Source organism: Haloarcula quadrata (assembly GCF_003634715.1).
GTDB lineage: Archaea > Halobacteriota > Halobacteria > Halobacteriales > Haloarculaceae > Haloarcula > Haloarcula marismortui.
The window spans coordinates 382,600-407,165 of sequence record NZ_RBWW01000001.1; the positions used below are offsets into that span (position 1 = coordinate 382,600).

25 protein-coding genes are annotated in these 24,566 nt (G+C 61.7%); 13 read left to right on the top strand and 12 right to left on the bottom strand.

The window, feature by feature from the left end; genetic code table 11:
• The first annotated feature begins 12 nt into the window (after positions 1-12).
• Positions 13-852, top strand: a complete 840-nt coding sequence (locus tag BDK61_RS02010) for a DUF1109 domain-containing protein (protein WP_121302162.1) — start codon at positions 13-15, stop codon at positions 850-852.
• On the opposite strand, the gene BDK61_RS02015 is transcribed toward BDK61_RS02010, so the two are convergent.
• Positions 844-1,173 carry a zinc ribbon domain-containing protein gene (locus BDK61_RS02015; protein WP_004960006.1) on the bottom strand — a complete coding sequence of 110 codons (330 nt, stop codon included), beginning with the start codon at positions 1,171-1,173 and terminating at the stop codon, positions 844-846. The genes BDK61_RS02010 and BDK61_RS02015 overlap by 9 nt on opposite strands.
• Positions 1,174-1,280: 107 nt before the next feature.
• Here BDK61_RS02015 and BDK61_RS02020 point away from each other — a divergent pair, with 107 nt between their 5' ends.
• Complete coding sequence (locus BDK61_RS02020; RefSeq protein ID WP_004960003.1) at positions 1,281-1,796, top strand: CNNM domain-containing protein; 516 nt, start codon at positions 1,281-1,283, stop codon at positions 1,794-1,796.
• Positions 1,797-1,799: 3 nt separating this feature from the next.
• Here the strand turns inward: BDK61_RS02020 and BDK61_RS02025 are convergent, their stop codons facing one another.
• The 3 genes from BDK61_RS02025 to BDK61_RS24105 all read right to left on the bottom strand — a co-directional run bounded on the left by BDK61_RS02025 (position 1,800) and on the right by BDK61_RS24105 (position 3,672).
• On the bottom strand, positions 1,800-2,174 hold the full coding sequence (locus BDK61_RS02025) for a YccF domain-containing protein (protein WP_121302163.1): 375 nt from the start codon (positions 2,172-2,174) through the stop codon (positions 1,800-1,802).
• 237 nt (positions 2,175-2,411) lie between these two features.
• Positions 2,412-3,503 (bottom strand): aminopeptidase, encoded by a 1,092-nt coding sequence (locus tag BDK61_RS02030; protein WP_007189579.1) that lies wholly within the window; start codon positions 3,501-3,503, stop codon positions 2,412-2,414.
• Positions 3,504-3,546: 43 nt separating this feature from the next.
• The gene (locus tag BDK61_RS24105; RefSeq protein WP_004959992.1) at positions 3,547-3,672 is read right to left on the bottom strand and encodes a DUF7859 family protein; all 126 of its coding nucleotides are present in this window, start codon (positions 3,670-3,672) and stop codon (positions 3,547-3,549) included.
• Between the two features lie 159 nt (positions 3,673-3,831).
• On the opposite strand from BDK61_RS24105, the gene BDK61_RS02035 reads away from it, so the two are divergent.
• Positions 3,832-4,515, top strand: coding sequence for an ArsR/SmtB family transcription factor (locus BDK61_RS02035; RefSeq protein ID WP_121303884.1), 684 nt, complete (start codon positions 3,832-3,834; stop codon positions 4,513-4,515).
• A 66-nt stretch (positions 4,516-4,581) separates the two neighbouring features.
• Here BDK61_RS02035 and BDK61_RS02040 read toward each other — a convergent pair whose 3' ends face one another.
• Positions 4,582-5,091, bottom strand: a complete 510-nt coding sequence (locus BDK61_RS02040; protein ID WP_007189578.1) for a metallophosphoesterase — start codon at positions 5,089-5,091, stop codon at positions 4,582-4,584.
• 66 nt (positions 5,092-5,157) lie between these two features.
• On the opposite strand from BDK61_RS02040, the gene BDK61_RS02045 reads away from it, so the two are divergent.
• A complete protein-coding gene (locus BDK61_RS02045) occupies positions 5,158-6,129 on the top strand; it encodes a cation diffusion facilitator family transporter (RefSeq protein ID WP_121302164.1) in 972 nt (323 codons plus the stop codon).
• On the opposite strand, the gene BDK61_RS02050 is transcribed toward BDK61_RS02045, so the two are convergent.
• The gene (locus BDK61_RS02050) at positions 6,108-6,860 is read right to left on the bottom strand and encodes a hypothetical protein (protein ID WP_121302165.1); all 753 of its coding nucleotides are present in this window, start codon (positions 6,858-6,860) and stop codon (positions 6,108-6,110) included. The genes BDK61_RS02045 and BDK61_RS02050 overlap by 22 nt on opposite strands.
• Before the next feature lie 77 nt (positions 6,861-6,937).
• On the opposite strand from BDK61_RS02050, the gene BDK61_RS02055 reads away from it, so the two are divergent.
• A complete protein-coding gene (locus BDK61_RS02055; RefSeq protein WP_121302166.1) occupies positions 6,938-9,115 on the top strand; it encodes an ATP-dependent DNA helicase in 2,178 nt (725 codons plus the stop codon).
• 57 nt (positions 9,116-9,172) lie between these two features.
• Here the strand turns inward: BDK61_RS02055 and BDK61_RS02060 are convergent, their stop codons facing one another.
• Positions 9,173-9,652 carry a cupin domain-containing protein gene (locus tag BDK61_RS02060; RefSeq protein WP_004959977.1) on the bottom strand — a complete coding sequence of 160 codons (480 nt, stop codon included), beginning with the start codon at positions 9,650-9,652 and terminating at the stop codon, positions 9,173-9,175.
• 94 nt (positions 9,653-9,746) lie between these two features.
• Here BDK61_RS02060 and serB point away from each other — a divergent pair, with 94 nt between their 5' ends.
• On the top strand, positions 9,747-10,379 hold the full coding sequence (gene serB, locus BDK61_RS02065; protein WP_121302167.1) for a phosphoserine phosphatase SerB: 633 nt from the start codon (positions 9,747-9,749) through the stop codon (positions 10,377-10,379).
• A 283-nt stretch (positions 10,380-10,662) separates the two neighbouring features.
• On the opposite strand, the gene BDK61_RS02070 is transcribed toward serB, so the two are convergent.
• Complete coding sequence (locus BDK61_RS02070) at positions 10,663-11,961, bottom strand: O-acetylhomoserine aminocarboxypropyltransferase/cysteine synthase family protein (protein WP_004959972.1); 1,299 nt, start codon at positions 11,959-11,961, stop codon at positions 10,663-10,665.
• Between the two features lie 396 nt (positions 11,962-12,357).
• A complete protein-coding gene (locus tag BDK61_RS02075) occupies positions 12,358-13,926 on the bottom strand; it encodes a DNA-directed DNA polymerase II small subunit (RefSeq protein WP_121303885.1) in 1,569 nt (522 codons plus the stop codon).
• A gap of 88 nt (positions 13,927-14,014) precedes the next feature.
• Here BDK61_RS02075 and BDK61_RS02080 point away from each other — a divergent pair, with 88 nt between their 5' ends.
• Together BDK61_RS02080 and BDK61_RS02085 are read left to right on the top strand one after the other, a co-directional pair.
• A complete protein-coding gene (locus BDK61_RS02080) occupies positions 14,015-14,725 on the top strand; it encodes a S24/S26 family peptidase (RefSeq protein WP_121302168.1) in 711 nt (236 codons plus the stop codon).
• Between the two features lie 128 nt (positions 14,726-14,853).
• Positions 14,854-15,507, top strand: coding sequence for a S24/S26 family peptidase (locus BDK61_RS02085; RefSeq protein WP_004959962.1), 654 nt, complete (start codon positions 14,854-14,856; stop codon positions 15,505-15,507).
• Between the two features lie 69 nt (positions 15,508-15,576).
• On the opposite strand, the gene BDK61_RS02090 is transcribed toward BDK61_RS02085, so the two are convergent.
• A complete protein-coding gene (locus BDK61_RS02090) occupies positions 15,577-17,151 on the bottom strand; it encodes a Cdc6/Cdc18 family protein (protein ID WP_004959959.1) in 1,575 nt (524 codons plus the stop codon).
• Between the two features lie 944 nt (positions 17,152-18,095).
• Here BDK61_RS02090 and BDK61_RS02095 point away from each other — a divergent pair.
• From BDK61_RS02095 to BDK61_RS24110, 4 genes are all read left to right on the top strand, one after another.
• Positions 18,096-18,737 (top strand): Era-like GTP-binding protein, encoded by a 642-nt coding sequence (locus tag BDK61_RS02095; RefSeq protein WP_004590329.1) that lies wholly within the window; start codon positions 18,096-18,098, stop codon positions 18,735-18,737.
• 4 nt (positions 18,738-18,741) lie between these two features.
• Entirely contained in the window at positions 18,742-19,125 is a 384-nt protein-coding gene (locus BDK61_RS02100; RefSeq protein ID WP_004517591.1) for a DUF2073 domain-containing protein, read from the top strand.
• Positions 19,125-19,811, top strand: a complete 687-nt coding sequence (locus tag BDK61_RS02105; RefSeq protein WP_121302169.1) for an OapC/ArvC family zinc-ribbon domain-containing protein — start codon at positions 19,125-19,127, stop codon at positions 19,809-19,811. The genes BDK61_RS02100 and BDK61_RS02105 overlap by 1 nt, the downstream gene beginning before the upstream one ends.
• A gap of 133 nt (positions 19,812-19,944) precedes the next feature.
• A complete protein-coding gene (locus BDK61_RS24110; protein ID WP_004959952.1) occupies positions 19,945-20,070 on the top strand; it encodes a hypothetical protein in 126 nt (41 codons plus the stop codon).
• A 123-nt stretch (positions 20,071-20,193) separates the two neighbouring features.
• On the opposite strand, the gene mdh is transcribed toward BDK61_RS24110, so the two are convergent.
• Positions 20,194-21,108 carry a malate dehydrogenase gene (gene mdh / locus BDK61_RS02110; RefSeq protein WP_004959949.1) on the bottom strand — a complete coding sequence of 305 codons (915 nt, stop codon included), beginning with the start codon at positions 21,106-21,108 and terminating at the stop codon, positions 20,194-20,196.
• A 127-nt stretch (positions 21,109-21,235) separates the two neighbouring features.
• Between mdh and BDK61_RS02115 the strand changes: the two genes are divergently transcribed.
• Positions 21,236-21,964, top strand: a complete 729-nt coding sequence (locus BDK61_RS02115) for an Sjogren's syndrome/scleroderma autoantigen 1 family protein (RefSeq protein ID WP_121302170.1) — start codon at positions 21,236-21,238, stop codon at positions 21,962-21,964.
• On the opposite strand, the gene BDK61_RS02120 is transcribed toward BDK61_RS02115, so the two are convergent.
• Entirely contained in the window at positions 21,961-24,516 is a 2,556-nt protein-coding gene (locus BDK61_RS02120; RefSeq protein ID WP_121302171.1) for a DEAD/DEAH box helicase, read from the bottom strand. The genes BDK61_RS02115 and BDK61_RS02120 overlap by 4 nt on opposite strands.
• Positions 24,517-24,566: the final 50 nt, after the last annotated feature.

Genomic DNA, 24,566 nt, shown 5'->3' on the forward strand with positions numbered 1-24,566 from the left:
CGGTGACCCTCCATGCGCTTTGCTATCGACAGCGGCAAGCTCCTGTATGCACTTGGCGTCCTGTTCGCCGCGGCAGCGCTCCTGTATTTCGTCCGCGATGTCGTGTTCAATCTCTCGATAACGGTGAAAGCGGCGCTGCTGTTGCTGGGGTTTATTGCGCTGTTCGTTGCGGGTGTGGCCCTCGAGCGGGACGTGCTAGATGTCGTCGCCTTCGCTCTCAGTGGCGTGACCTACGTCGTGTTCGTCGGCTACGTCGTCGTTCGGTATTCGCCGGGCGAGACGGGGACGTTCCTGTTGCTCGCCGCGTCCGCGGGGCTGTTCGTCGGGCTCGGCTACGCGCTCCGGGCAGGGATTCCGACACCGTCGCGGCGAACGGCGGCAGCCGCCCTCGGCGGCCTCCTCATCGTGAGCGCCGTCCTCGTGGGAGCCGACGCGCTCAGCGGCGGGGTGACCTACGATGTGCAGACAAACGAGTCTGTCACCGTGTCGGTCCCGGAAACAAGGCAGGGAGGTGGCGGGTACCCACCCGTCAGCAGGCAGATCGGAACGGTTACCGCTTCGAACCCGTCACCATTCCTGCGGGCACTCAACCCCCCGAGCGTCTCAAGCTGTCTCGTCGGACCTGCCGAGAACCCCCGGGAGGACGTGTGGGTGGATGTGGATAGAGACTGGGACGAAGATACGCTCGCCGGGTCAACCACGAAGTCCTACGCAATTACGGGCGAGTTCAGACTGGACACGAACCGCACTGGACAGGTAACGTTCGCCATCGAGCGAGGCAGCGACTGCAGCGTCGTGCGGTCCGAGCCGACAATAGCGATTCAGATCGACGGAGACGACTCGTTAGACTGACTCATCTAGTTCTGTGAGACACGACTGACAGTAGCTGGCGTCTTGTACGTTCGGCGTGCCACAGGTGCTACAGGTCACGACCGACATCTTTGTTTCAGACAGCGGTGACGACTCATCAGCAAGGAGCGTATCGGTCGACCAGTCAGGACCAGCGGACGGCTGGTCCCGCATCTCGGCGCGCTGGTGGGCCTGCTGAATGAGTTCGTCGTCACGCATCGCTTCGAGGCCGCGCCACAGCCCCAGAAACAACAGCGTCGGTGCGACAATGACGAACAGGCCAGCGATGACGCGCAGTGCCAGTTCCACCTGGCCGAGTGGCATACGATAACAATGGGCTGGAACGTAGAGTATCCTTCGCCGCATCCGTCGGCTCACGGGCCCTCAGGCAGCGTCGACGCCTTCTTGCCTCGGCTGGCTGAAGACGGGATATGAGTGGTCCTATCGTGGCAATCAGTGGCGGGCTTGCGGTGGTCTTGCTTCTCGGATTGAGTGCGTTCTTTTCCAGTTCGGAGATAGCAGTGTTCTCGCTACAGAAAGACTGGATAGCACAACAGGCGGCAACGGGGGAGCGGCGGGCGCAGGTGCTACAGGAACTGTACGACAATCCACATCGCCTGCTAGTGACGTTGCTGGTCGGCAACAACATCGTCAACATCGCAATTTCGAGCATCATCACCGTCCTCGTGGCGAGCTATCTCTCACCGGGGCCGGCGGTCGTCGCAACCACAGTCGTCACCAGCTTTCTCATCCTGATTTTCGGCGAGATCGTGCCAAAGGCGTTCGGCCTCGGCAACGCACAGGAGTGGGCCCTGACCGTCGCACCGCCGGTCCGGGTCGTCGAGCGCGTGCTCTCCCCACTTATCACCCTGTTTGACGGCATCACCACGCGCATAAACGCTCTCATCACCGTCGAAACAGACATCGAGAAGCCGTATCTGGACTGACGGTCAGTACTGATACAGCGAAACGACGAACGGGAGCCTGTTGTACATCCAGATCGCCAGCGGCAGGCCGACGATTGTCAGCGAGAGCGCGTACGCGACACCAGTCCAGACCCCACTGGCCCACCAGCCGACGAAAACGAACCAGACTGCGCGGATGAGCAGAGAGTGCTGTGAGCCGTCGTCACTCTCCGTGACGAGTCGGTCGCGTCGCTTGAGCGTCAGCACCAGCGGCACCTTGTTTATCATCTTGATGCCGAACGGGAGGCCGATGATTGTGACGTTCAGGAACCAGGCGACCGAGAGCCAGATGCCAGTCACCCACCAGCCGACGAGCAGGAACCACACCGCCCGAACGAGCAAGGACCGCTGTTCACTCATATCTGAACCTACCTTGGCCGGCATCATAAGCTTCCTGTCCGAGTTGTGAGGACAGAAACCGAGCCAGTTACGTATGCGGAATCCGGCGTTACGCTTCGAACCCGTCTTCGAAGATGAACGTCCCGTTTCGCTGGACGACCTGCACCGACCTTTGTCGGCGTCGGGTCGCCGCTGGCGACCGCTCCTTGAAAAACGTCGATGAAAAGGCCGACCGCTCACTTTGTTCGCGGTCGGTACTTAGTCCTCAAACCCGTCCTCGAAGATGAACGTCCCGTTTCGCTGGACGACTTCGCCGTCAACTTCGATGAACGAGTCCTCGCTCATGTCGACAATCATGTCCACGTGGACGGCCGACTCGTTCTGTTCGTTGTCCTCGCCAACTGTCTCGTCGTAGGCTCGCCCTACTGCCATATGAACGGTATCGCCCATCTTTTCATCGAACAGCATATTGTAGGAGAACTGGTCGATATCCCGGTTCATCCCGATACCCAGTTCGCCGAGTCGGCTCGCACCGTCGTCAGTTGACAGCACCTCTGTCAGAAGGTCCTCGTTCTTGCCGGCGCTGTGCTCAACGACTTCACCGTCCTCGAACCGGAGGAAGACATCAGTCACTTCCCGGCCCTGATGGTACAGCGGCTTGTCGAACAACACCTCGCCCTCAACGCTGTCAGGGACTGGCGCAGTGAACACCTCGCCACCGGGAAGGTTCTTCTCGCCGTAGTCATTGAGCGTCTCGTTACCGGTGACAGACATCGTCACGTCCGTTGTCTCCCCGGAAACGATGCGGACCTCATCGGCAGGATCGAGTATCTCGACCATCTGTGCCTGATGCTCGCGGACAGCGTCCCAGTCTTTGAGGACGGCGTCCCAGACGAAGTTCTCGTACCCCTCCGTAGAGGTCTGTGCGAGCTGGGCGTTGGCGGGCGCGGGGTACTGTGTGAGACACCAGGTCTTCGAGAGGCGTTCGTTCAGGAGCGGCTGCTGGGACTGCTGATAGGCGGCTGTTGTTTCGGGGTCGACGTCGCTGGTCTCGGTGACGTTGTCGCTACCCTTGATCGCGATATACGCGTCCATCTCCTCGTATAGCGCCTCGATGTGGCTCGGCGTCTCGAACTCGTCCCGGTTTCGGAGGTACGCGCGGCGGAACCGCTCGCCGAGGCGGTCCTGTACGACGAGCGGGTTCGCGCCGCGGTCGGCGGCAAACTCGTGGAGCGCAGTAACAAGATCCGCAGCCTGCGGGTGGGCGTCGATAACGAGGTTGTCGCCTTCGCTCAGATCGATAGAGTGGTCGACGATGACTTCCGCGTGTTCGCGAATACGTGGGTCCATACAGATAGGCACCACCGACGGCCCCTAACCGTTACCCTCCCGGCTACTTCTTCTTGCTCTGCTGGAACCCTTCTTTGAATCCCTGAAAGGTCCGGCGGAGCATCAGATACATGAAGAAGAAAAACAGGAGCACAGCAGCGAGGAGTGCGTAAGTGAGCAGGTCAGCCATACCGGCGGTTGTCGAGCCGACATCAAAGTCCTTTCGGGAGTCCCGCCTTCGGGCGTCTACCCGTCGATATTGGAGGGTAAAATACGGGTTTGACCGATAGCTACAACGACCACTGTGCTTTGGCAAAGACTCATAATCCCATAGAACATACAGATGATCATGTCGTTGCTGCCCTCTCGGGACCCGGCGACCCCGGACGCCGAACCCCGAGTTATCGGTGTCGACAGTGATGATGCGGACGACGTGCTGTCGGCACTCTCGGCAGAGACCGCGCGCAACTTACTGTCAGAGCTAAACAAGGAGCCAGCACCGCCGTCGGAGCTGGCTGACCGGGTCGATACGTCGCTGCAAAACGCACAGTACCATCTGAAGAAGCTCAAAAACGCCGGTGCGGTCGAGGTTGTCGATACGGCGTACTCCGAGAAGGGGCGCGAAATGGACGTGTTCGCGCCGGCCAACCAGCCACTCGTCATCTGTGCCGGTGATGAGCAGGAGACATCGGGGCTTCGGGCGGCGCTGGCGAACATTATCGGCGGCCTCGCAATCATCGGCTTCGCCAGCCTGCTGGTCCAGCAGGTGTTCGGGAGTGGGGTTGGATCGCTGCTCGGCGGCCCGACGGTGTCGTCCGGCAGTGCGGACACTGGGACCCGAGACCCGAGTTTTTACCCCGGGAACACGGCCGTGACCGACGGGGGCTTCGAGGCCACCGCGGGCGCACTCGATACCGCCGCACAGGGCGGTGCCGAGGCCGCCGCCGCTGCGATTCCGCCGGGGGTGGCGTTCTTCGCCGGCGGCGCGTTCGTCATTGCCGGCATGGCGGCGCTGTGGTACATGCGACAATAGCCGCTTGCGACCGTTTTGCTCCGTTATATGAAGTCGACCCCGACCAGAAGCGTCCCTGCAATACGCTTACCGCTCGACGATGGTCGTCGAAATCGGCGTCCCGTCCGGGGAGCGAAGGCGGACGCGTACGTCACCGGCCATCACATCCAGTTCCGCGTGGGCCGGCTGGTATCGCCGCGGGTCGGCGTAGCTGCCCGGATTGACGAGCGTCCAGCCGCCGAAGTCGGTCAGGACAGGCTTGTGTGAGTGACCGACGACGACGATATCGGCGTTTTCCTGCCGAGCCAACATTCCGAGGGCGGTTTCGGTGTGTTCGTGCCCGTGCACAACAACGATCGTCAGTCCTTCCCAAGAGACGGTCGCAACGTCGGAAAGACGGGCCCTGACTGCCGGTCTGTCGTTGTTTCCGACAACGCCGGTGAGTTCGTCGGATTCGGCGTCGATGGCATCAAGCACCTGCTCGGTCATGAAATCGCCCGCGTGGAGAACGTGGTCGGCTTCGCGGACGGCGTCAAGCGTCCGACCTGTCAGCCGATGGTTGTCTGTTCCGTGCGTGTCTGAGATAGCAGTGAGCATACTGCCGGTAGTGGAGCCAGGTATAAATCCAGAAGCATTTTGCGTCATGAATGTGACGGAAAAATAATGGCAGGGAGCAAGTCAGTCGTCATCGCTGCACTGATAGCCAACGGCGCGATTGCGATTCTGAAGTTCTTCGGCTTTCTTTTGACGGGGAGTGCCGCGATGTTGTCAGAAACGTACCACAGCATCTCGGACACCGGGAATCAGGTATTCTTGCTCATCGGAATCCGATTCAGCGAACGGGAGCGCGACCGTCGCCATCCCTTTGGCTACGGCAAGGCACAGTTCTTCTACAGCTTTCTCGTCTCCGTGTTCCTGTTCGGCATCGCTGGGTGGGAGAGCGCGAAACACGGCTATAACCAACTGACTGCCGGCGGCCATGGTGGCGGCGGACACGCCGGCGAGGCGGTCGAGTTCCTGTTTTTTTCCTTCCAGCCCCCGGCGTGGCTGGACCCGCTGTGGGTCAACTATACTGTCCTCATCGGTGCGTTCGTGTTCGAAACGTACGCGCTGATTAAGGCCCGCGCCGAGATGAAACGACAGATCGACCGGAACAACTGGTCGGGGTACCGCGAGGCCTTCCGCAAGACCAGCGACGTGACAACGCTGACCGCGCTGACTGAGGACACCATCGCGCTCGCGGGGATCGTCATCGCACTGGTCGGCCTGTTCCTCGAACAGCAGACCGGCAATCCGTTCTTCGACCGGGTCTCCGCGCTGCTCATCGGGATTATGCTGATGGGATTCGCTCTGGCGCTGGCCTGGGAGAACAAGCGCCTCCTGTTGGGGGAAAGCCTCCCCACGGACGAGGAAGAGCGCCTCCGTGATGTCGTTATGCAGAACGAACACGTGGACGAAGTCATCGGCTTCCGGACAGTCTATTTCGGGCCGAACGAGGTCATCGTCTTCGCAGACCTGCAGTTCGACCCGGCGCTGGACACGGAAGCAATCGATGACGAGATAACGACTCTTGAATCCGCGATGCAGGACACTAACGGCGATATCAGGAAAGTCTACATCGAGCCGGAGCTGTAAGGGTCGCTCTCTGCAAGCCACCACGGAATCGGGACGCGCTCAATATCGGTCGTGACCGTCATCGTCGTGTCGATATCCGGGCGGTCCGGTCGTCGTTCGGTGTGTTCGACGTACCTGATTACCCCCTGCCGGTCGACATACAGCCGCGACCGTCCGATTTCGGACCCGTTCTCGGTGGTCGGTGTCTCAGCTGTGTTCGTCATGGCAAGAACAGCGACAGGCCGTCCGTTCCACCGGACAGAGTCCACCTGCCGATGCGCAGTATCCGACAGAAGCTGTCGGAGCAGGTCAGTCCCGGCCGGCGAGGCGAGCAGGGACGTGTTCGGTGTCGCGTCTCTGGTGGCGTACGGCGTATCGGGGTCGTCGCGGACATTGGTGTACACCGTCCGGTTGGCGAGAACCACGTCATTGGATATCGGACCGAACCGACGTCTGACGCGCTGGACCTCTCGCTCACGGTCTACCCAGACATCGAGCGTGTTCTGTGGCCCCGCCTGTTCGACGTGGCGGTGGAAGCTCCGGGTCGAAAGCGCCTGTTGGTGACGGTCCAGTAGTCGGTCCACGTCGACGGTTCCGTTGCTAGTCGGGACTGTCACTGTCGCGTCCGGCGAGGGAGTGGGGACGGGCGCTGGCGTCACCGGGTCGCCGCCGTCCGCTGTCGACCCGGCCGAAAAGAGGCCGGAACAGCCCGCGAGAAGCGCGATGGCGACAGTGAGCGTGACACGCCACATACGTTTCAGGAAGGGCGCTCGCGGCAAGTAGCTGTGGGGCCGAACCCTTTTGCCGGTGAACGGCCAATCGAGAGTACGTGGCAACGACGGACGACGGCTACATGCGGTTTTTCCCCTTCGAGGAGCCGTACGACCATCAGCAGGAGGCGATGGGAACGATATACGACGCCCTCGACGAGGGCCGGGATGTGCTGTTCGAAGGGGCCTGCGGGACCGGCAAGACGCTCGCCTCGCTGGTCCCCGCGCTGGAACACGCCCGCGAGACGGGCAAGACCGTCGTCATCACGACGAACGTCCATCAGCAGATGCGCCAGTTCGTCGAGGACGCCAGAGCGATTACCGACCAGGAGCGACTGCGAGCGGTCGTCTTCCGAGGAAAAGGGTCGATGTGTCACATTGACGTGGACTACGAGGAGTGTCAGGCGCTGCGGGACACGACCCGTGACCTGGTTGAAGTCGAGAGCGACATCGCCGAACTCGAACAGCGCGAGGGAGAACTCCTTTCTGACGGCCAGGCGGGCAGCAGCGAGGCGATGGAAGCCCGCAACGCCGTCGTCGAGGAGCTCCGGGACCTGCAGGACGAGCGCGAAGAGATCGAAACCGAGCGGTCGACCTGCGACCACTACTACCGGAACCTCACCGTCGACACCAGCGAGTTCTACGCGTGGCTGTTCGACGACGTTCGGACGCCCGACGATGTGTACGAGTACGCCCACCAGCAGGGGCTGTGTGGCTACGAACTGCTGAAAGAGGGGATGGACGGCGTCGACCTCGTCGTCTGTAACTACCACCACCTGCTGGACCCGACCATCCGCGAGCAGTTCTTCAACTGGATCGGCCGCGACCCCGAAGACATTATCGCCGTCTTCGACGAGGCCCACAACGTCGAGTCGGCCGCTCGCGACCACGCCCGGCGGACGCTTACCGAGAACACGCTCGATCAGGCGCTGGAGGAACTCGACAGCGAGGAGGACGCCCGAACCGACGCCGCAGCCAACGTCATCGAGACGTTCCGGGATGCACTGGTCGAGGCCTACGAAGATTCCTTCGGGTTCGGCGGCCGCGAGGCCGTCGACGAACACTGGGACGATATCACCATCGCCAACGACGACCGGAAAGACGACCTGACACTCGCCTTCCTGCAGGGGTACACCGGCCCCGGCTTCCACGAGGAGCTGGACCACGCGCTGGCCCTCGGCCGGGACCTCGACGCCCGCTATCAAGAGGCGTTCAAAGAAGGGGACCTCGATACCAGAAAGGAGTGTCAGACCCTGCAGGCCGCCGGCTTCATTTCTGACTGGCTCGATGAGACGGACGAGACCGGCCAGTACCCCGTCGTCAGCGTTCGCCGGGACGAGTCGACCGACGATGTGTACGGCCGCGCGGAGCTGTACACCTGCATCCCCGAGCAGGTCACTCGCGACCTGTTTTCCGACCTCCATGCCGCCGTGTTGATGAGCGCCACGCTTCGGCCCTTCGACGTGACCGAGAACGTCGTTGGCGTCGAGGACCCGGTGACGATGGCCTACGGCGCGCAGTTCCCCGAGGAGCGCCGCCGGACCTACGCCGTTGACGGCCCGGCGCTGTTTTCCAGCGAACGGGACGACCCACAGACCCAGCAACGCATTGCGCGCACGCTCGAAGACATCGTTCGCTTCACGCCCGGGAACACGCTCGTGTTCTGTCCCTCCTACAGCGAGGCCGAACGCTACCACGACATGACCGCTGTGAGCGCGACCCGGTATCTGGACGAACCGGGCACGCAGGCCCGTGACCTCCGGGAGGCCTTTACCGACGGCGACGACGGCGTCCTCTACACCTCGCTGTGGGGGACACTGGGCGAGGGCGTGAGCTACGACGGCGACGATGCCCGAACCGTCGTGGTTGTCGGCGTCCCGTACCCGCACCTCGACGACCGGATGGACGCCGTACAGGACGCCTACGACGTCGCCTTCGGCGACGACGAGGACGACGCGGGCTGGCGCTACGCCGTCGAGATTCCGACAATTCGCAAGACAAGGCAGGCCCTCGGGCGCGTGGTCCGCTCGCCGGACGACTTCGGGGCGCGCATTCTGCTCGACAAGCGATACACCGAAGCCGCCGAGATGGAGATGCACGATTACGCCGTCCGCGGGACCTTTCCACCGGGGGAACGCCGAGAGATGGTCGATATCGGGCCCGAGAAGCTCAAGTTCGCGATGCTGAACTTCTATCAGGACATGGACGCCTACGACGGACCGCCGCCGAAGCCCTGAGACGGGTGGAAATAACTGTTACAGTTGGTTCTAACGCTCGGTTACGACTACGAGCCGCTAGAGGTCCGGTTCAACTTCGGTGCCACAGTCAGGGCAGACAAGCAGGAAACCCTCGTCAGCTGGTTCCAGCGCGAGGACATCGCTGTCACAGTCAGGGCAGGGCTGTGCAACGCGGCCTTCTGTCGAGTTCATGGGCGCACCGAGTGCCAACGCGACCACCCGGTCGTCGCTTTCGTTCCGGCCCTGCTGATACTCTCCGGGCGCGAACCGGACGACTTCGTCGGGACCAACGGTGACCATCTCACTTTCACCGGCGGGGTCAGTCCGGTGTTCGAAGGTGGCGGTGCCCTCAACGACGTAGAACACTTCTTCTTGATCGAGGTGTGCGTGTAATCCGCCCGAGAAGGCCTCGCCGGGGTCCAGAACATACCGGTTGATTGCGACGTCCGTCGTTCCCAGCGGGTCCGCAAGCCCACGCCGGTCAACGTCGCCACCCATCGCCTGTGGTTCGATTTCGTCGACGGAGACGTGCTCCATACGGGGACAGTAGCAGGGAATACACAAAAATAAACCCCAGTTGGTCGGCTGGAAACCGGATAGTTTGAAACCCTCCACGCGAAACGGACGGGTAATGCTAGTCGCCTTCGACTTCGACGGGACACTCTCCGATTCGGAGATGACAGTCCTGCTCGGGAGCCAGAACGGGACGGCCGAGGACATGGCCGACATCACCGAGCGCGCGATGAACAACGAAATCGAGTACGCCGAAAGCCTCCGTCAGCGGTGTGCGTTGTTGGAGGACCTCCCGGACGAGCAGGCCCAAGCAGCCTTCGACGAGGTCGCCCTGCGCCCCGGCGCGGCGGAAGTCATCGAAGCCTTGCGGAACGCCGGCGTCTACGTCGCTATCCTTACCGGCGGGTTCGAGCGCGGCGTGGAAGCTGCACTCGAAACGGAGGGGGTCGAGGTCGACGCCATCGTCGCCAACCGACTGCCAGTGGAAGACGGAAAGCTGACCGGCGAAGTTCGCGGACCGCTCATCTCCGGCACCAAAGACGACGCAATGGAGGTCGTGACCGCCGTTACTGGAGAAGACCGGGACACGACTGTCGCCGTCGGCGACGGGGCCAATGACCTGCCGATGCTCGAAGTCGCGAATCTGGCTATCGGCTTCGACCCGAAACCGGCCGTCGCACCGTCGTGTGACACGTCGGTCGAGACAATGGACGAACTGTGCGACCTGCTGGAAGCCGAAGAAATCCTGTAGCGACGCCTTCGTGTTCGGACATAGAAGTCGCTACTAAGTATTCTCATCGTTATACGACGGTTGAAAGGTTGTACGAGGGAGTGGCACGCTCCCCACGGATGCGAGCAGTCGTTGTCGGACCAATGACAGAGTATGGTTGAGCGTGAACCGACGCGTGCTCGCTATCGGCGACGGTTCATTGAATACATTAGCCTCTCCCGTAATAAGCCTAATGAACAGGTGAATTATTGCAGAACAGTGGGACGCTCGTCCAGAAACGCTCCGCAAAATACAGTATCTTTGGTTAGTTGGTTGCCTGGCCGATAGCCTGATCGAGGTCAGCTTTGATGTCCTCGACAGACTCGGTACCGACGGAGAGACGGACCATGTCGTCGGTGACGCCGGCGGCGGCCTTTTCCTCGTCAGTGAGTTGCTGGTGGGTAGTCGAGGCCGGATGGATGATGAGCGTTTTCGCGTCGCCGACGTTTGCCAGCAGAGAGGCGATTTCCGTCGATTCGACGGTCGTTCGGGCGGCGTCGTAGCCCGCGTCGAGGCCAAAGGTTATCATGCCGCCGTAGCCGCCGTCGAGGTACTTGCTGGCGGTGTCGTGCGTTTCGTGGTCTTCGAGGCCAGGGTAGGTGACCCACGAGACTTCGGGGTGGTCCGCGAGGAACTCGGCGACGCCCATCGCATTGTCGCAGTGGCGGTCCATCCGTGCGGGCAGCGTCTCCAGACCCTGCATCGTCTGCCAGGCATCGAAGGGGGACTGCTGGCAGCCCAGATCGCGGAGACCGCGGGCGATGGCGGCATAGGTGAAGGCCGCGTCCTCGAATCGCTCGCGGAAGTTGACGCCGTGGTAGGCTGGGTTGTCGCCGGCGATTTCGGGGTACTTGTCGGCGTGTTCCTCCCACGGGAAAGAGCCCCCGTCGACGAGAACGCCGCCGACGGTGGTGCCGTGACCGTGAATCCACTTCGTCGTGGAGTTCCAGACGAGGTCGGCCCCGTGTTCGATTGGGTTGCAGAGATACGGTGTTGCGAAGGTGTTGTCGACGAAGAAGGGGACGCCGTGGTCGTGGGCGATCTCGGCGAGGCGCTCGAAGTCCGGTGTGACCAGCGACGGATTCCCGATGGTCTCACAGTGGACGTAGGCCGTGTTCTCGTCGATAGCCTCGGCGTAGGCATCGTAGTCAAGCGTGTCGACAAAGCGGGTCTCGACACCGTTGCGCGGCGCGGTGTGGGTGTAGTAGGTGTAGGTGCCGCCGTACAGCGACGACGCCGTGACGACGTTGTCGCCGACGTCCGCGAGCAGGAAGGTTGCGAGGTTCAGCGACGCCATCCCGGAGGCGGTGGCGACCGCGCCGACGCCGCCCTCCAGCGCCGCCAGCCGCTCCTGTAGCATGCCGACGGTGGGGTTCATCAGCCGCGAGTAGATGTGGCCCGGCTTTTCCAGTGCGAACTGCTTTGCCGCGTCTTCGGCGTCTTCGAAGACGTATGAGGTGGTCTGATACAGTGGCGGCGCGCGAGAACGGGCCTCGGCGTCTGGCTCTTCCTGTCCGACGTGCAGCGCATCGGTTTCGAATCCGTGGTCTTGGTCGTCACTCATACTCTCTCCTTTTACCGGATGGGTCTTAATTGCGCCTCAATCGGTGAGGCCCGCCACTGCTACGAGATACCGGTGATTCTTCGCGCCGTTTCCGGACGCATTCATGCGCGGAAGGCCGTGTGGAGTCAGTATCGTGCTTCTGGAAGAACACGAAGAGAAGTACTCGGGCCGGGAGCGAGTGGTGCGACGACTGTCGCACCCGAAGCGACCCGGGGAAGGGCAGGCATGCCTCAGTTACAGATAGACATGGTTGACAAGTATACCGCGCGCCGCCGGCGCGCGGTTTCCCCGGTCGCGAACGCAGTGAGCGACCGGCCTTTTTCGCCCACGTTTTTGCAAGGGGGGTGCCCGCAGGCCGCTCCGCGGCCGAGGACACCCTCGCAGCAAAAAGGTGGGTTAGGAGAACTTCCGGACCGTCATCTCAAGCGTATCCAGGTCGAGAATCGGCGCGAAGCCGGCGTCCGGGTCGATGTTGACACTTTTCTGGAATTCAGTCTGGGCCTGCCAGCAGCCGGAGTTCAGCGCAACGACATTGTGGTACTCGCCCCAGCCGAGCTTGTGGACGTGGCCGGTGTGGAACACGTCGGGCACCTCCTCCATCACCAGATAATCGCGGTCCTCGGGGGCGAGTCGGGTGTGGCCGCCGTACTGCGGCGCGACGTGGCGCTTCTTCAGGAGCTGGTACATCGCCCTGTGTGGTTCCTCGTAGCTGGCTTCCTCGTCCGGGAGTTCGGCGATGACCTCGTCGAGCGAGACGCCGTGGTACATCAGCACTGTGACGCCCTCGACAGTGACCAGCGAGGGGTTAGAGTGGACCTGTGCGTCGTGGGCACTCATGATGTCCCGGAGTTCCTCGTCGAAGCCGGGCTGGGGCTCGGCCAGCCGAACGGCGTCGTGGTTGCCCGGAATCATCCGGATTTCCATGTCCGCCGGGACTTCCTTGAGGTACTCCGAGAACGCGCGGTACTGGTCGTAGATGTCGATGATGTCCAGTTCCTTGTCCTGCTCGGGATAGATGCCGACGCCTTCGACCATGTCGCCGGCGATGAGCAGGTATTCGACGTGCTCGGCCTCCGGCGTGTGGAGCCAGTCCGTGAAGCGGTGCCAGGCGTCCTCCATGAACTCCTGACTGCCGACGTGGACATCGGAGATGAGCGCCGCCTGAACGTGACGGTCAGCGGTCGAGGGGCTGTGCGTTCGGGGCACATCCGGGAAATACAGCGAGTCCACGAACAGGATGCCAGCATCGTCGGCCAGCGTCCCCTCAACGGCGATAACCTCGTCCATGAGCAACTGCTGGACGAGGTCGGCGATAGGGCGGTCTTTCATGACCAGGCAGGGGAATGTCCCGTTCGTGTCTTCCAGTTCGACCAGCCAGTGACCGCTGGCTGTCGAGCGGATGTCAGAGACCATGCCGATCAGCGCCGCGTCGCTGCCACCGCCCATGTTCTCGATGGCGTTGGTCGGCCGGTGGTTCACTCTGCCGCGCAGTTTGCCCGCCAGTTTCTCGTAGCGGTCTCGGAACACCGCGACGAAGTCCGAGTACTCCCCGGTCCCAGTGGACTGGCCGGTCATATCGTTTGCGACGTCGATAGCTCGGAGGGATGTGTCCACATCCCGTGACCCCCCCGTTTCAGGTGGAGCGGACGCACCCGGTTCGGTCGACGAGGCTGCGTCAGTTCCAGTTGAAACGGAGGGGTGTGATTGAGTCGGAGCGCCGGTTGTTTCGTTTCCGCGGTCTGGTTCGGTATTTGACGTTCCCTCACCGTTTTCTATCGCTTCAACCACAGATTCGACGTGGTCGGTTGTCAGCTTCAGCGCTTCATCAGGGAGGGTTTCGAGTGCGCGTTCCAGCGTCGTCGACGGGTCCCGCGTGTCGGCGATCCGAGTCACTGCCTCACGTTCCGCGTTGTAGCCGCGGCTCGCGAGTTCGCTGACGATGCGTGCCGGCGTCTCCAGAGGCACGTTCCACACTCCGTGTCTGTGGGCAAAAGGATAGCGGACCGACAGCCGTCACAAGATTGATACCCCGCTGTCGGCAATCCGAGGTAGGATGGGCCGGGACGAATCGACCAACAGCACGCCTTCAGGCGGGACAGACGAGTCTGTGGACGCCAGCCCTTCGTTTCGTTTTGGCCTGTACGTCCGTGACATCGGGACGAGTGTCGGGGCAGTCCTGCTTGTCGGCGGGTTCCTGTTTGCCGTCAGTGGGGTGTGGCCGCCGCTCGTCGCCATCGAAAGCGGAAGCATGGAGCCACACATCGACACCGGCGATATGGTCTTTGTCATGGACGCAGAACGCTTCTCGGGGCAGGAGGACCGTCACGGCGTTGTAACGGCAGCGGCCGGAGCCGAAACCGGGTATCAGACCTTTCAACAGCCCGGTGACGTCATTGTCTTCGAACCCAACGGTAACGAGCAGCGAACGCCGATCATCCACCGGTCGATGCTGTGGGTTGATGCCGGTGAGAACTGGTACGACCGCGCGAACCGAGAGTACGTCGGGAACGCGGACAGTTGCGACGAGCTTCGGAACTGTCCGGCGCCGCATGCTGGCTTTATTACGAAAGGTGACAACAAAGTGACCAACACTAAATACGATCAGGTCACCGGAGCGAGTACCGTTGTCCGGCCGGAGTGGGTCATTGGAACCGGGATCTTCCGGATCCCACGTCTCGGGTACGTTCGGGTCCAACCGTCCCAGCTATGGCACACATCAGTGTCGATGCCGGTCGGAGATGTTTCAGCGCCGGCGGCGAGCTGACCAAATCGGACGGTAGTGTTCGGTCCAACAACAGAAAGTTGATTGGCCGCCTCCGAGTATTCGTGGTACGAATGGCCGGGTCAGACCGTCGGTCGTCGGACGGAGACGAAACCGAGAGGCCGGGAGGGATGATGTACGTGACCGATATCGTCAGTAGCGCCGGCTCAGTCCTGCTTGTCGGGGTGTTACTGTTCGCCGTTAGTGGTGTGTGGCCCCCACTCGTCGCTATCGAAAGCCCAAGCATGGACCCCCATATCAAGGAAGGAGACCTCGTGTTCGTGATGGAAGAGGACCGGTTCTCCGGCCCGGGTGACCACGAGGGTGTCGTCACCGCAGCGAACGACGACAGCTATCGAGCGTTCCAGCGTCCGGGCGACGTTATCGTATACGAACCCGACGGCAACAGTCGACAGACGCCGATCATCCACCGGGCGATGCTGTGGGTTGAAGCGGACGAGAACTGGTACGACCGGGCGAACCAAGACTACATCGGGAGTGCGGACAGCTGTGACGAGCTCACCTCCTGTCCGGCCGACCACGCCGGCTTCATCACCAAGGGTGACAACAACGGCCGGTACGACCAGGTCGGTTCCAGCCCCATCAGCGAACCAGTCAAGCCCGGGTGGGTCGTCGGGACCGCAGAGATGCGAGTTCCATTGCTGGGGCAGGTCCGACTCCAGTGGAACCAGGCCGGCGCGACTGATGTGGGAGCGAACGAAACAGGACTAGCGGTGACAAACGAAGCAGAGACGGCAGCCGTGAACGCGACGGCATCCGGGTAGCTCATCTCACTCAAAGGGGACTGTTTCACCTGGAACAGCGAGTACTATGGAGATCGTAAAACACGCAGATTAGTTGTCGAACCGGGCCTGAACGAACGGCTGGACATCGTCGATATCGCCGAGTCGCGAATCAGACAGAAGCACCGCCTCCGTCTCTTCGGTTGGAACTGACAGCGAGATTTCTTTCGTCCGGCCGTAGCGGCCCTTCGAGACGACGACAGCGTTGACGATGCCGAGCATATCCAGTTCGGAGATGAGGTCAGTCACGCGGCGCTGTGTCAGAATATCGGCGTCGATCTCTTCACAGAGGTTCTTGTAAATATTGAACACCTCGCCGGTGTTGATGTTGTGGACACCGTTCTTTTCGAGGAGGATGATAGCGAAGAGGACAATCTTCGACTGCGTTGGGAGCGTCCGGACGACCTCCACAACACGGTCGAGTTCGATCTTCTCCTGAGCCTGACGAACGTGGTCTTCGAGGACGTTGTCCGTCTGGTCCCGTTCAGCAAGTTCGCCGGCCGTCCGAAGAAGATCAAGCGCGCGGCGCGCGTCGCCGTGTTCCTGTGCGGCGAAGGCCGCACACAGCGGGATAACATCCTCGGTGAGCGCGTCGCCTTTGAACGCGACGTCCGAGCGTGCCTGAAGAATGTCCCGAAGCTGGTTCGCGTCGTAGGGCGGGAAGACGATTTCCTCTTCGCCGAGACTTGACTTGACCCGGGGGTCGAGGAAATCGGTGAACTTCAGGTCGTTCGAGATGCCCATAATCGAGACGCGAGAGTTCTCCAGTTCGGAGTTCATCCGGGAGAGGTTATACAGGGTGTCGTCGCCGCTTTTCTCGACGAGTTTGTCAATTTCGTCGAGCATGATGACGACCACGCGCTCGTGATAGTCGACGGCGTCGAAAAAGGAGCTGTAGACACGGTCCGTCGGCCACCCCGTCATCGGAACTTCCTCGAACTCCGACTTGTCAGCTTCCAACGATTCGATTTCGGCTTCGACATTGTCGAGGGAGCCAAACGCCGTCTCTTCGAGTGCAGCCGTGTTCTCGCGTGCCTGTGATTGAAGCTCCTCGAGTTCGGCGATGCGGTCGTCGATGAGTTGGGCATTCTTGTCGATGAACTTGTTCGCGAGCTGCGCCAGCACGCGGTACTGGGTGTCGGTCACCTCGCAGTTGATATACTCGACTTCACAGGGGACCTCGTATTTTTGTGAGGTCGTTTCGAGTTCCTCGCTGACGAACTTCGCGGACGCGGTTTTCCCCGTCCCCGTCTTGCCATAGATGAGGATGTTCGACGGTGTATCACCGCGCAAGGCAGTGACGAGAATCGTCGCCATGTTGTTGATCTGCTCCTCGCGATGGGGAAGTTTGTGCGGCGTGTACGAGGGGCGAAGGACCTCCTTGTTCTCGAAAATGGGTTCCCCTTCGAGAAGGTCATCGAACAGGCCACGGGACGCCTCGTCGGAGGGGTCGTCAGACCCAGCATCAAGATTGTCAAGAATAACATCATCGAGATCTGACGGCCCGGTCGATGTCCCAGGGTCCGTTTCGGCGTCGAGTTGTCCGTCGGACCCGTCAGCATCGTTCGACGTCTCTGTTGTCGACGGATCGGATGCCGGGGCCGGATTGTTGCTTTCGTCAGTCATAGTCGATCAAGAGGGTCCCCTTCGTTTCGTGTGGAGCGAGTTGGAGACACCGGAACAGAGGGAGCGAGGAGTGCGTCAGTACCGTTGTTAGTGAGCATCAGCGCTCTCCGGTGCGTCCAGTTGAACCACATGAACCGTACCGTGAATCGATATTAAATATTTCGGTACACCACCCATGAAAGATATATGTTATTATATTGACTTTTTCTGTCGGGTGGGTACTGTTGTCCTAAAGAGGACTATAGCTTCAGTCTCACCGAGGTCGGATGGACATGATGCAGCGGGAGAGTGACTGGATAGGAACGGGAGCGGTGGCGCAGTTCCAAGAGCGAGTACGCTGTATGAATATGCGCAGGGTGCATCATAAACCAGCACTTGCAGCGGAAACCGACTGCAACAGGCCAACCCCCCCACCCCTTCGTTTCCGGTGGAACAGGAAACAGGCCCGGGGGGAGGGGGTGGGGAGGCCGATTGTGTCTTCTAGAAATGGGAAAGACTTAATACGATATCATATAAACCAGAGCCGTACCAGATAAAACAAATAGCTAGTAGGGGTTAGTGTACAGTTTTCTAGTGTCTAGGCCGCTCTAGCTAGTGAAGTCACGAATCGCGCTGCTCTGAACAACTGGTGCACTCCCGATTCGACCGGCGATTCTCCCACCCCTCCCCAGGGGTGCATGGCGTTCCACTTGAAACGAAGGGGTGGGGGGCTAGGATGGGGCACCCAAATCTAAATTGTCTGGTTTCGGATGACCGGACTCCACCCGAACAGCTCCCCACCAACCGTTCCACACCCGTAGCAACGCCCGCACGCTGGTCTATGCCATGATATGCCTCCTCATGTCAAAAAGAAAACTCATGTCTGACGTAGGCTTAAGTGAATTCGCCTATCTTTTACGGGCAGAGCCGCCATACCGGACGACTCCGGGCGGCGGGAGGATAGGATGGGATTGTTAACAAACCTCAAAGATAGCATTTCACGTGCGGCATCGACACTGTTCTCCGAAGAGGATCCGAAGCGTATCGGAATCTACGGCCCGCCGAACGCCGGCAAGACGACGTTGGCGAACCGCATTGCACGAGACTGGACCGGCGACGCCGTCGGCCCGGAGAGTCACGTTCCCCACGAGACTCGTCGTGCGCGCCGAAAGGAGAACGTTGAAATCGAACGCGACGGGAAGAAAGTGACAATCGATATCGTCGACACGCCGGGCGTGACGACGAAAGTCGATTACACCGAGTTCCTCGAACACGACATGGAGAAAGACGACGCCGTCCGTCGCTCCCGCGAAGCGACTGAGGGTGTCGCCGAAGCGATGCACTGGCTCCGCGAGGATGTCGACGGCGTCATTTACGTGCTTGACTCCGCGACCGATCCGTTCACGCAGGTCAACACCATGCTCATCGGGATCATCGAGAGTCAGGACCTTCCGGTGTTGATCCTCGCAAACAAGATCGACCTGGAGGAGTCTTCGGTTCAGCGCATCCGAAACGCCTACCCCCAGCACGAGACGATTCCGCTGTCAGCGCTTGAGGGCGACAACATGGACGAAGTCTACGACAAAATCGCGGAGTACTTCGGGTGATATAATGGCAGAAGTCAAAGACCCAGACGACGGCGTCCAGATCGACCTCATCAGCGGCGAACGTATGGCCGGGCTGGCCTCGATGGAGAAGATCCGAATGATTCTCGACGGGGTTCGTGACGGCAACATCGTCATCCTCGAAGAGGGACTCTCACCCGACGAGGAGTCCCGCCTGATCGAAGTGACGATGACGGAGATCAGCCCCGACGAGTTCAACGGCATCGAAATCGAGACCTACCCTAAGTCCGAGGCCGCCGACGCCAGCATCCTCGACCGGCTGATGGGCAAACAGTCGACCCAGAAGCTGACAGTCATCGGGCCGGCGAACCAGATAGAGACGCTCCACAAGGACGAAACGCTCATCAGCGCCCTCGTCTCCCGGAAATAATGCCCCACCAGTGTACGGACTGTGGCCGTGGCTTCGACGACGGGTCGAAGGAGATGCTCTCGGGCTGTCCCAACTGCGGCGGGAACAAGTTCCAGTATCAGCCCGAGGGGGCCGACATCTCCGAGACGCCGGATGCGGAGCCACCGGAACCACCGGGACCTGACAGCACTGTCGCCCGTACCGTCGGCAAGACCGCCGCCTCGGTGCGCGACTTCGTCAGTGGCTCCACTACGGACGGGGACCGTCCCGCCGAGCAGTCCCATCTCGACGCCGACCGGTCGGCTGATGCACAGCCGAGTGACCCATCCCACACGTCCGGCTCGCCGTCGACCGAACCCGACCGTGCGTCTGCGGCTGAGGATTCAGCTCAGGCCAGTGCCCGCGGTGATATTGTCGAGCCAGACGAACTCCCATCCGACGCGCCGTCGGCGTCCGAATCAGAGCACCAGTTCCGTCCTGTCGGTGCGGACCCCGACCCACCGACGGAACCAGACCAGGAGGACCGACCCGACCTGGAGGAACTGCGCGCGGAGCTCAACGACCAGTTCGAGTCCATCAAGGTGCTGGAACCCGGCCAGTACGAACTGAACCTGATGGAACTGTACGACCGCGAGGAGTACATCATCGCACTGCAGGAAGACGGGCACTACTCCATTCAGGTCCCGGAAACCATCCGCTCCGAGTGATTGTCACGGTCTTCTCGGCGCTTTTTGTGATTCGCCAATCCCGGATTACCCCGTAGAACCGCTGCATACAGCATTATGTATCAATACGGGCACAACCATTATATAATATGCCGTGGATGCTTCGGATAACGCCATGAACCACCGAGAACTCTCGACATCGGACTCACACCTCGAAGAGTGGGCATCACTCCTCGGTGCTGATATCGATGACGACGGACGCGATAGCGACTTGCTTGACGAGCAGGACGAGCCCGCGTAACGGCCACTGTTTGTCAGAGAGCGCCCCTCGCAGTGACAGCCGCGTCTCCACACCGCTGGCGAGGCAAAATAATATTTGGGACGGGTGCCGTCTCGGACCCTGCCGACCGCGAGTAATATCTGGTTACGAGATTTTGTCGTACTGGTCCGAGAGCTTCTCGGCAGCGTCGGCCATCAGGTCCTGCTCGTAGTCGTCAAGATCCCACTCGACGATCTCTTCGACGCCGTTGCTCCCGAGACGGACCGGGACACCGAAGGCAGTGTCCTCGTGCCCGAACTCACCCTCTAGCTTGACCGAAGCCGGCAGTACTTCACCGGTGTCGTGGAGGATGGCTTCGACCATATGTGCGACACCGCGGGCTGGCCCCCACTCGGTCGCGCCCTTGCGCTCGATGACGTCCATCGCCGATTCCTGCAGGTCGCCGAGCAGCTGCTCTTTCTCGTCCCCGCTGAATTCGGGGTCGGTGCCGTCAACGCGGACCTTCGAGAACACGGGAACCTGTGCGTCGCCGTGTTCCCCGAGGATCGTTCCTTCGACGTTCTGAACCGGGGCGTCGAACTCCTCGCTCAGGACGTAACGGAACCGCGCGGAGTCCAGTCGGCCGCCGAAGCCGATGACCTGCTCGCGCGAGCGGTCGCCGGCCTCGTAGAGGTGGCGGTTGAGCAGGTCGACGGGGTTCGAGGTGGTCAGCGAGATGTAGTCGTCGTTGTGTTCGTCCAGTGAGGACTGGATGTCCTCCATGATGGGCGCGTTGTCGCCCGCGAGGTCGATACGTGTCTGGCCGGGCTGGCGAGGAATCCCGGCCGTGATGACTACCACGTCTGAGCCGGCAGTATCCTCGTAGCCGCCCTGGCGGACGCGCGTGTTCGAATCGTAGGCGATGCCGTGGTTCGTGTCAGCGGCCTGCCCGACCGTGTCGTCTTCCTTGTCCGGGATATCCACGAAGACGACCTCGTCAGCGATGTCACGGAGCGCGATGTTGTACCCTGCGGCTGCGCCGACCGTTCCGGCTGCGCCGACTACGCTTACCTTTGTCATACCATTCGAAAAGGCTCGGGCGCGAACGTTAAACGTGTCGAAACCCCAATTCCGACGGATATCGTTCAGGCGATATCGACATCTCGCACCCGTAAACTGTTTTCAGCCCCGTGGCGTTGTGACTCGTATGAGCGACTTCGACAAGGAAGCCGAACGCGAGAAACTCCGCGAGAAGTTCGAGCAAGAGGAGGACAACCGGGCGGCGACCGAGCAAATGAGCGAACTCCTGTTGAAGGGCGCGACGATGACGAACGCCCACTGCAGCGAGTGTGGCGACCCCATCTTCCGGCATGACGGTCAGGAGTTCTGCCCCACCTGCCAGAAGCCGGTCGCTCGCGATACACAGGCCAGCGGGGCGGACCCGTCGGATGCTGACGAACAGGAGGGCCAGACCGACGACGGTGACCAGATCGAGGTTGCCGACCCCAGCGACGAGGCCCGCGTCCAGTTCGGCGATGGTGACGAGGCGGCTGCGAGTGCGCCGGACACGACGGACGACTCGACCGCTCCACCTGAAGCGGGGGGTGCTCAGTCGACTCGGCAGTCCGACCACTCGGAGCCAGCGTCACAGACTGCTCGAACAGGTGTTTCGTCGGAGCCTAGCGGCCAGAGTTCGAACGACCAGCCGCGTGGGACAGCGTCACAGAACCCCCCCGTTTCCGCTCGACAGCCAACGCCATCCGAAGGCGGGACCGGTGACGTTGCGGCAAATCTGGATGCGGCGTCTGCGTTACTGGCTGAAACAGTTCACCGCTTCGCCGAGCGCGCCGCGGCGACCGAGAACCCACGCGAGGCCCGCGAGCATCTGCAGGCGGCCCGAGAAGCGGCGGAAGCGCTGGATGCAGCGCGGTTCTAGGGTTCGTAGTCGCTGGCGATGACTTCCCGAATCCGGTCGGCTGTTACATCGCCGATGCCGGATACCTCCAGCAGGTCGTCTTTGTCGGCGGTCATCACCGCTTCGACGCTCCCGAAGGACTCCAGTAGCGTGCGGGCGGTCACCGGTCCGACTTCGGCGATTGCGGCCACGACGTACTCCTGTTGTTCGGGCAGCGTCTTCGACTGTTTCTCGCCGTGGACGCTCACCTCGCGGTCGGCGGTCTCCTGCTCCCGCCCGGCGATGACTTCCAGCAGGTCGGCGGTCTCGTCCTCGTCGCTGGTCCGCAACACGCTCGCGCCGAAATCGACCGCCAGCGACGCGAGCGCGCCCTGAATCGCCTTGTGGTGGACGTTGCGCGCACCGAAAAGATCCTCGCCTTCGATGATGACGACGGGCCGCCCGTAATTGCGTGTGGCGTCTCCGACCTGCTCGAACATCGATCGGTCGCCGCCCGTCAGTGTATCCATGAAGTCAGCGACGGTCTTGCGCTCGACGACCACGCGGTCCGAGAGGACGTAGTCGCCGACGGCCAGCGTTTCGAGTCGGGTCTCGATACCGTCCCGTGTCGAGAGGTCCCGGGCGATGTTCGAGTCGAGTTCCCGCTGGTCGGCGACGATTTCGACGGGGTCGTCCTCACTGTCGCGGCCGGCGCTGGCGACCGTTCCTTCGTCGTCTGTCGTCGCGGCAGTCCCCCCGCCCGCAGTCCCGGCGTTCCCTTCGTCGCGCGTCGTCGCTTCGCTGTCGACTTCGGCCGCTCCCTCATCGCCATCGGCCGCTTCTAACGGGTCGTCTGCGAAGGCGTCCAGACCAGCCTGTCCGTCACTCCCACTGTCCGCATCGGCTGATTTGTTAGCTCCGCTACCCCTCTCGTTTCCGGTGGAATCACCGCTCCGTGTGGCGGTTTCATCCCCGCCGGTTCCACTCGAAGCGGTCCCCTCGCCGTCCTCGTAGTCGTCGAGACCGGTCTGGTTGAGGCGGGCCTCCAGTTCACCGGCGACGCTTTTCAGTTCGTTCAGTTCGCGTTTCATCCGCTTCTGGTCGTTGCGAGCCTTCCAGAAGTACGCCTCATCGCGGGTGTCCTCGGCCAGCAGGACGACGACGCGACCCTCGGCCTGTCGTCCGGTCCGGCCTTTCCGCTGGATGGCCCGAATCGCGGTCGGCACCGGTTCGTAGAACAGTACGAGGTCGACCTCTGGCACGTCTAGGCCCTCCTCGGCGACGGATGTCGAGACGAGCACCTCGAACTCGCCGTTGCGGAACCGGTCCAGCGTCTCCTGTTGCTGGGTCTGTGTCATCCCCTCGCTGCCGTCGGTGTCGCTCTGTCCGACGAACTTCTGTGTCGTGAAGTGGTCCGAGAGGAAGTCAACGAGCGTCTCGGCGGTGTCCCGCGATTCGGTGAACACGATGACGCGCTCGCCGTTCTCGATACCGAGCGTCTCCGCGAGCAACATCCGGGTCTGGCGGAACTTCGGGTGCAGGTCGTTGTAGGATTCGGCCTTCCGCATCGCTTCGCGGACCTTTGGCTCGCTGACGAGGCGCTGGTCGGCCTTGGACGCCCCGGAAGAGCGAGCGGCCTCCTTCAGGCGCTCGAAGTACCGCCGCAGGGACTCGACGCTCTGGGTCTCGACGTAGGTAACGGCGGTCCGGAGCTTCCGGATCTCGGCGAGGAGACTCATCCCCTGATACCCCTCGCTCTGGTCGTTGTTCATCAGGTCCCGCAACTGGCCCTGAATCTGCTGAATTTCGCGCTCGGAGATGTCCGCCGAGGACTTGTCCGTGACGCCGAGTTCTTTCAACTGCGACAGGCGGTCTTTGATGACTTCGTTGATGGCGTCGCGGATTTCCACGACGACCTCGGGGAGTTCGATGCGTTTCCAGTCGACGCTGGTGTCGTGGGTGTACTCGGCCACATCGGCGTCGTTTTCGGTCATCACGGCAACATCTGACAGGCCGAGGTTCTCACACACTTCGAGGATGGTTTCCTCGTCGTCCCCGGGAGAGGCGCTCATCCCCGTTACCAGCGGGTTCTCCGCGTCGGCGTGGTAGCGGTCGGCGATGTAGTTGTAGGCGTAGTCGCCGGTCGCCCGGTGACACTCGTCGAAGGTGCAGTGGGTTACGTCGGCAAGGGAGATGCGGTTGCCCACGAGGTCGTTTTCGACGACCTGTGGCGTCGCGATAACGATGCGGGCGTCGTCCCAGAGCGCGGCCCGGTCGTCGGGTCGGACCTCGCCGGTGAACACGACGACGTCCTCGTCGTCCAGTTCGAGCGCTTCGCGGTAGAACTCGGCGTGTTGCTGGACCAGCGGCTTCGTCGGGGCCAGCATGAGTGACTTCCCGCCGACGGCGTTGAGCCGCTCGGCGGTCACCAGCAGCGAGACGGTCGTCTTGCCCAGCCCGGTCGGCAGACAGACGAGCGTGTGGTCTCCGCTCGCCGTCTCCGCCAGTTCGGTCTGGTAGCGGCGGTTCTCCAGGAACTCCGGCGTCACCAGCGGGCGTTCGACGTGTTCGCCACCGGCGTCGGTGGTCGCCATTACCCACGCGTTTGTCCCGGCGGTGGTTAAGGGTTCAGATACCGCGGTGA

What these genes read in the sequence shown, in the direction of transcription:
- BDK61_RS02010 (WP_121302162.1), top strand. Translation starts at nt 13, where the DNA reads ATGCGCTTTGCTATCGACAGCGGCAAGCTCCTGTATGCACTTGGCGTC.
- BDK61_RS02015 (WP_004960006.1), bottom strand. Translation starts at nt 1,173, where the DNA reads ATGCCACTCGGCCAGGTGGAACTGGCACTGCGCGTCATCGCTGGCCTG.
- BDK61_RS02020 (WP_004960003.1), top strand. Translation starts at nt 1,281, where the DNA reads ATGAGTGGTCCTATCGTGGCAATCAGTGGCGGGCTTGCGGTGGTCTTG.
- BDK61_RS02025 (WP_121302163.1), bottom strand. Translation starts at nt 2,174, where the DNA reads ATGAGTGAACAGCGGTCCTTGCTCGTTCGGGCGGTGTGGTTCCTGCTC.
- BDK61_RS02030 (WP_007189579.1), bottom strand. Translation starts at nt 3,503, where the DNA reads ATGGACCCACGTATTCGCGAACACGCGGAAGTCATCGTCGACCACTCT.
- BDK61_RS24105 (WP_004959992.1), bottom strand. Translation starts at nt 3,672, where the DNA reads ATGGCTGACCTGCTCACTTACGCACTCCTCGCTGCTGTGCTCCTGTTT.
- BDK61_RS02035 (WP_121303884.1), top strand. Translation starts at nt 3,832, where the DNA reads ATGTCGTTGCTGCCCTCTCGGGACCCGGCGACCCCGGACGCCGAACCC.
- BDK61_RS02040 (WP_007189578.1), bottom strand. Translation starts at nt 5,091, where the DNA reads ATGCTCACTGCTATCTCAGACACGCACGGAACAGACAACCATCGGCTG.
- BDK61_RS02045 (WP_121302164.1), top strand. Translation starts at nt 5,158, where the DNA reads ATGGCAGGGAGCAAGTCAGTCGTCATCGCTGCACTGATAGCCAACGGC.
- BDK61_RS02050 (WP_121302165.1), bottom strand. Translation starts at nt 6,860, where the DNA reads ATGTGGCGTGTCACGCTCACTGTCGCCATCGCGCTTCTCGCGGGCTGT.
- BDK61_RS02060 (WP_004959977.1), bottom strand. Translation starts at nt 9,652, where the DNA reads ATGGAGCACGTCTCCGTCGACGAAATCGAACCACAGGCGATGGGTGGC.
- serB (WP_121302167.1), top strand. Translation starts at nt 9,747, where the DNA reads ATGCTAGTCGCCTTCGACTTCGACGGGACACTCTCCGATTCGGAGATG.
- BDK61_RS02070 (WP_004959972.1), bottom strand. Translation starts at nt 11,961, where the DNA reads ATGAGTGACGACCAAGACCACGGATTCGAAACCGATGCGCTGCACGTC.
- BDK61_RS02080 (WP_121302168.1), top strand. Translation starts at nt 14,015, where the DNA reads ATGGGCCGGGACGAATCGACCAACAGCACGCCTTCAGGCGGGACAGAC.
- BDK61_RS02085 (WP_004959962.1), top strand. Translation starts at nt 14,854, where the DNA reads ATGATGTACGTGACCGATATCGTCAGTAGCGCCGGCTCAGTCCTGCTT.
- BDK61_RS02090 (WP_004959959.1), bottom strand. Translation starts at nt 17,151, where the DNA reads ATGACTGACGAAAGCAACAATCCGGCCCCGGCATCCGATCCGTCGACA.
- BDK61_RS02095 (WP_004590329.1), top strand. Translation starts at nt 18,096, where the DNA reads ATGGGATTGTTAACAAACCTCAAAGATAGCATTTCACGTGCGGCATCG.
- BDK61_RS02100 (WP_004517591.1), top strand. Translation starts at nt 18,742, where the DNA reads ATGGCAGAAGTCAAAGACCCAGACGACGGCGTCCAGATCGACCTCATC.
- BDK61_RS02105 (WP_121302169.1), top strand. Translation starts at nt 19,125, where the DNA reads ATGCCCCACCAGTGTACGGACTGTGGCCGTGGCTTCGACGACGGGTCG.
- BDK61_RS24110 (WP_004959952.1), top strand. Translation starts at nt 19,945, where the DNA reads ATGAACCACCGAGAACTCTCGACATCGGACTCACACCTCGAAGAGTGG.
- mdh (WP_004959949.1), bottom strand. Translation starts at nt 21,108, where the DNA reads ATGACAAAGGTAAGCGTAGTCGGCGCAGCCGGAACGGTCGGCGCAGCC.
- BDK61_RS02115 (WP_121302170.1), top strand. Translation starts at nt 21,236, where the DNA reads ATGAGCGACTTCGACAAGGAAGCCGAACGCGAGAAACTCCGCGAGAAG.
- BDK61_RS02120 (WP_121302171.1), bottom strand. Translation starts at nt 24,516, where the DNA reads ATGGCGACCACCGACGCCGGTGGCGAACACGTCGAACGCCCGCTGGTG.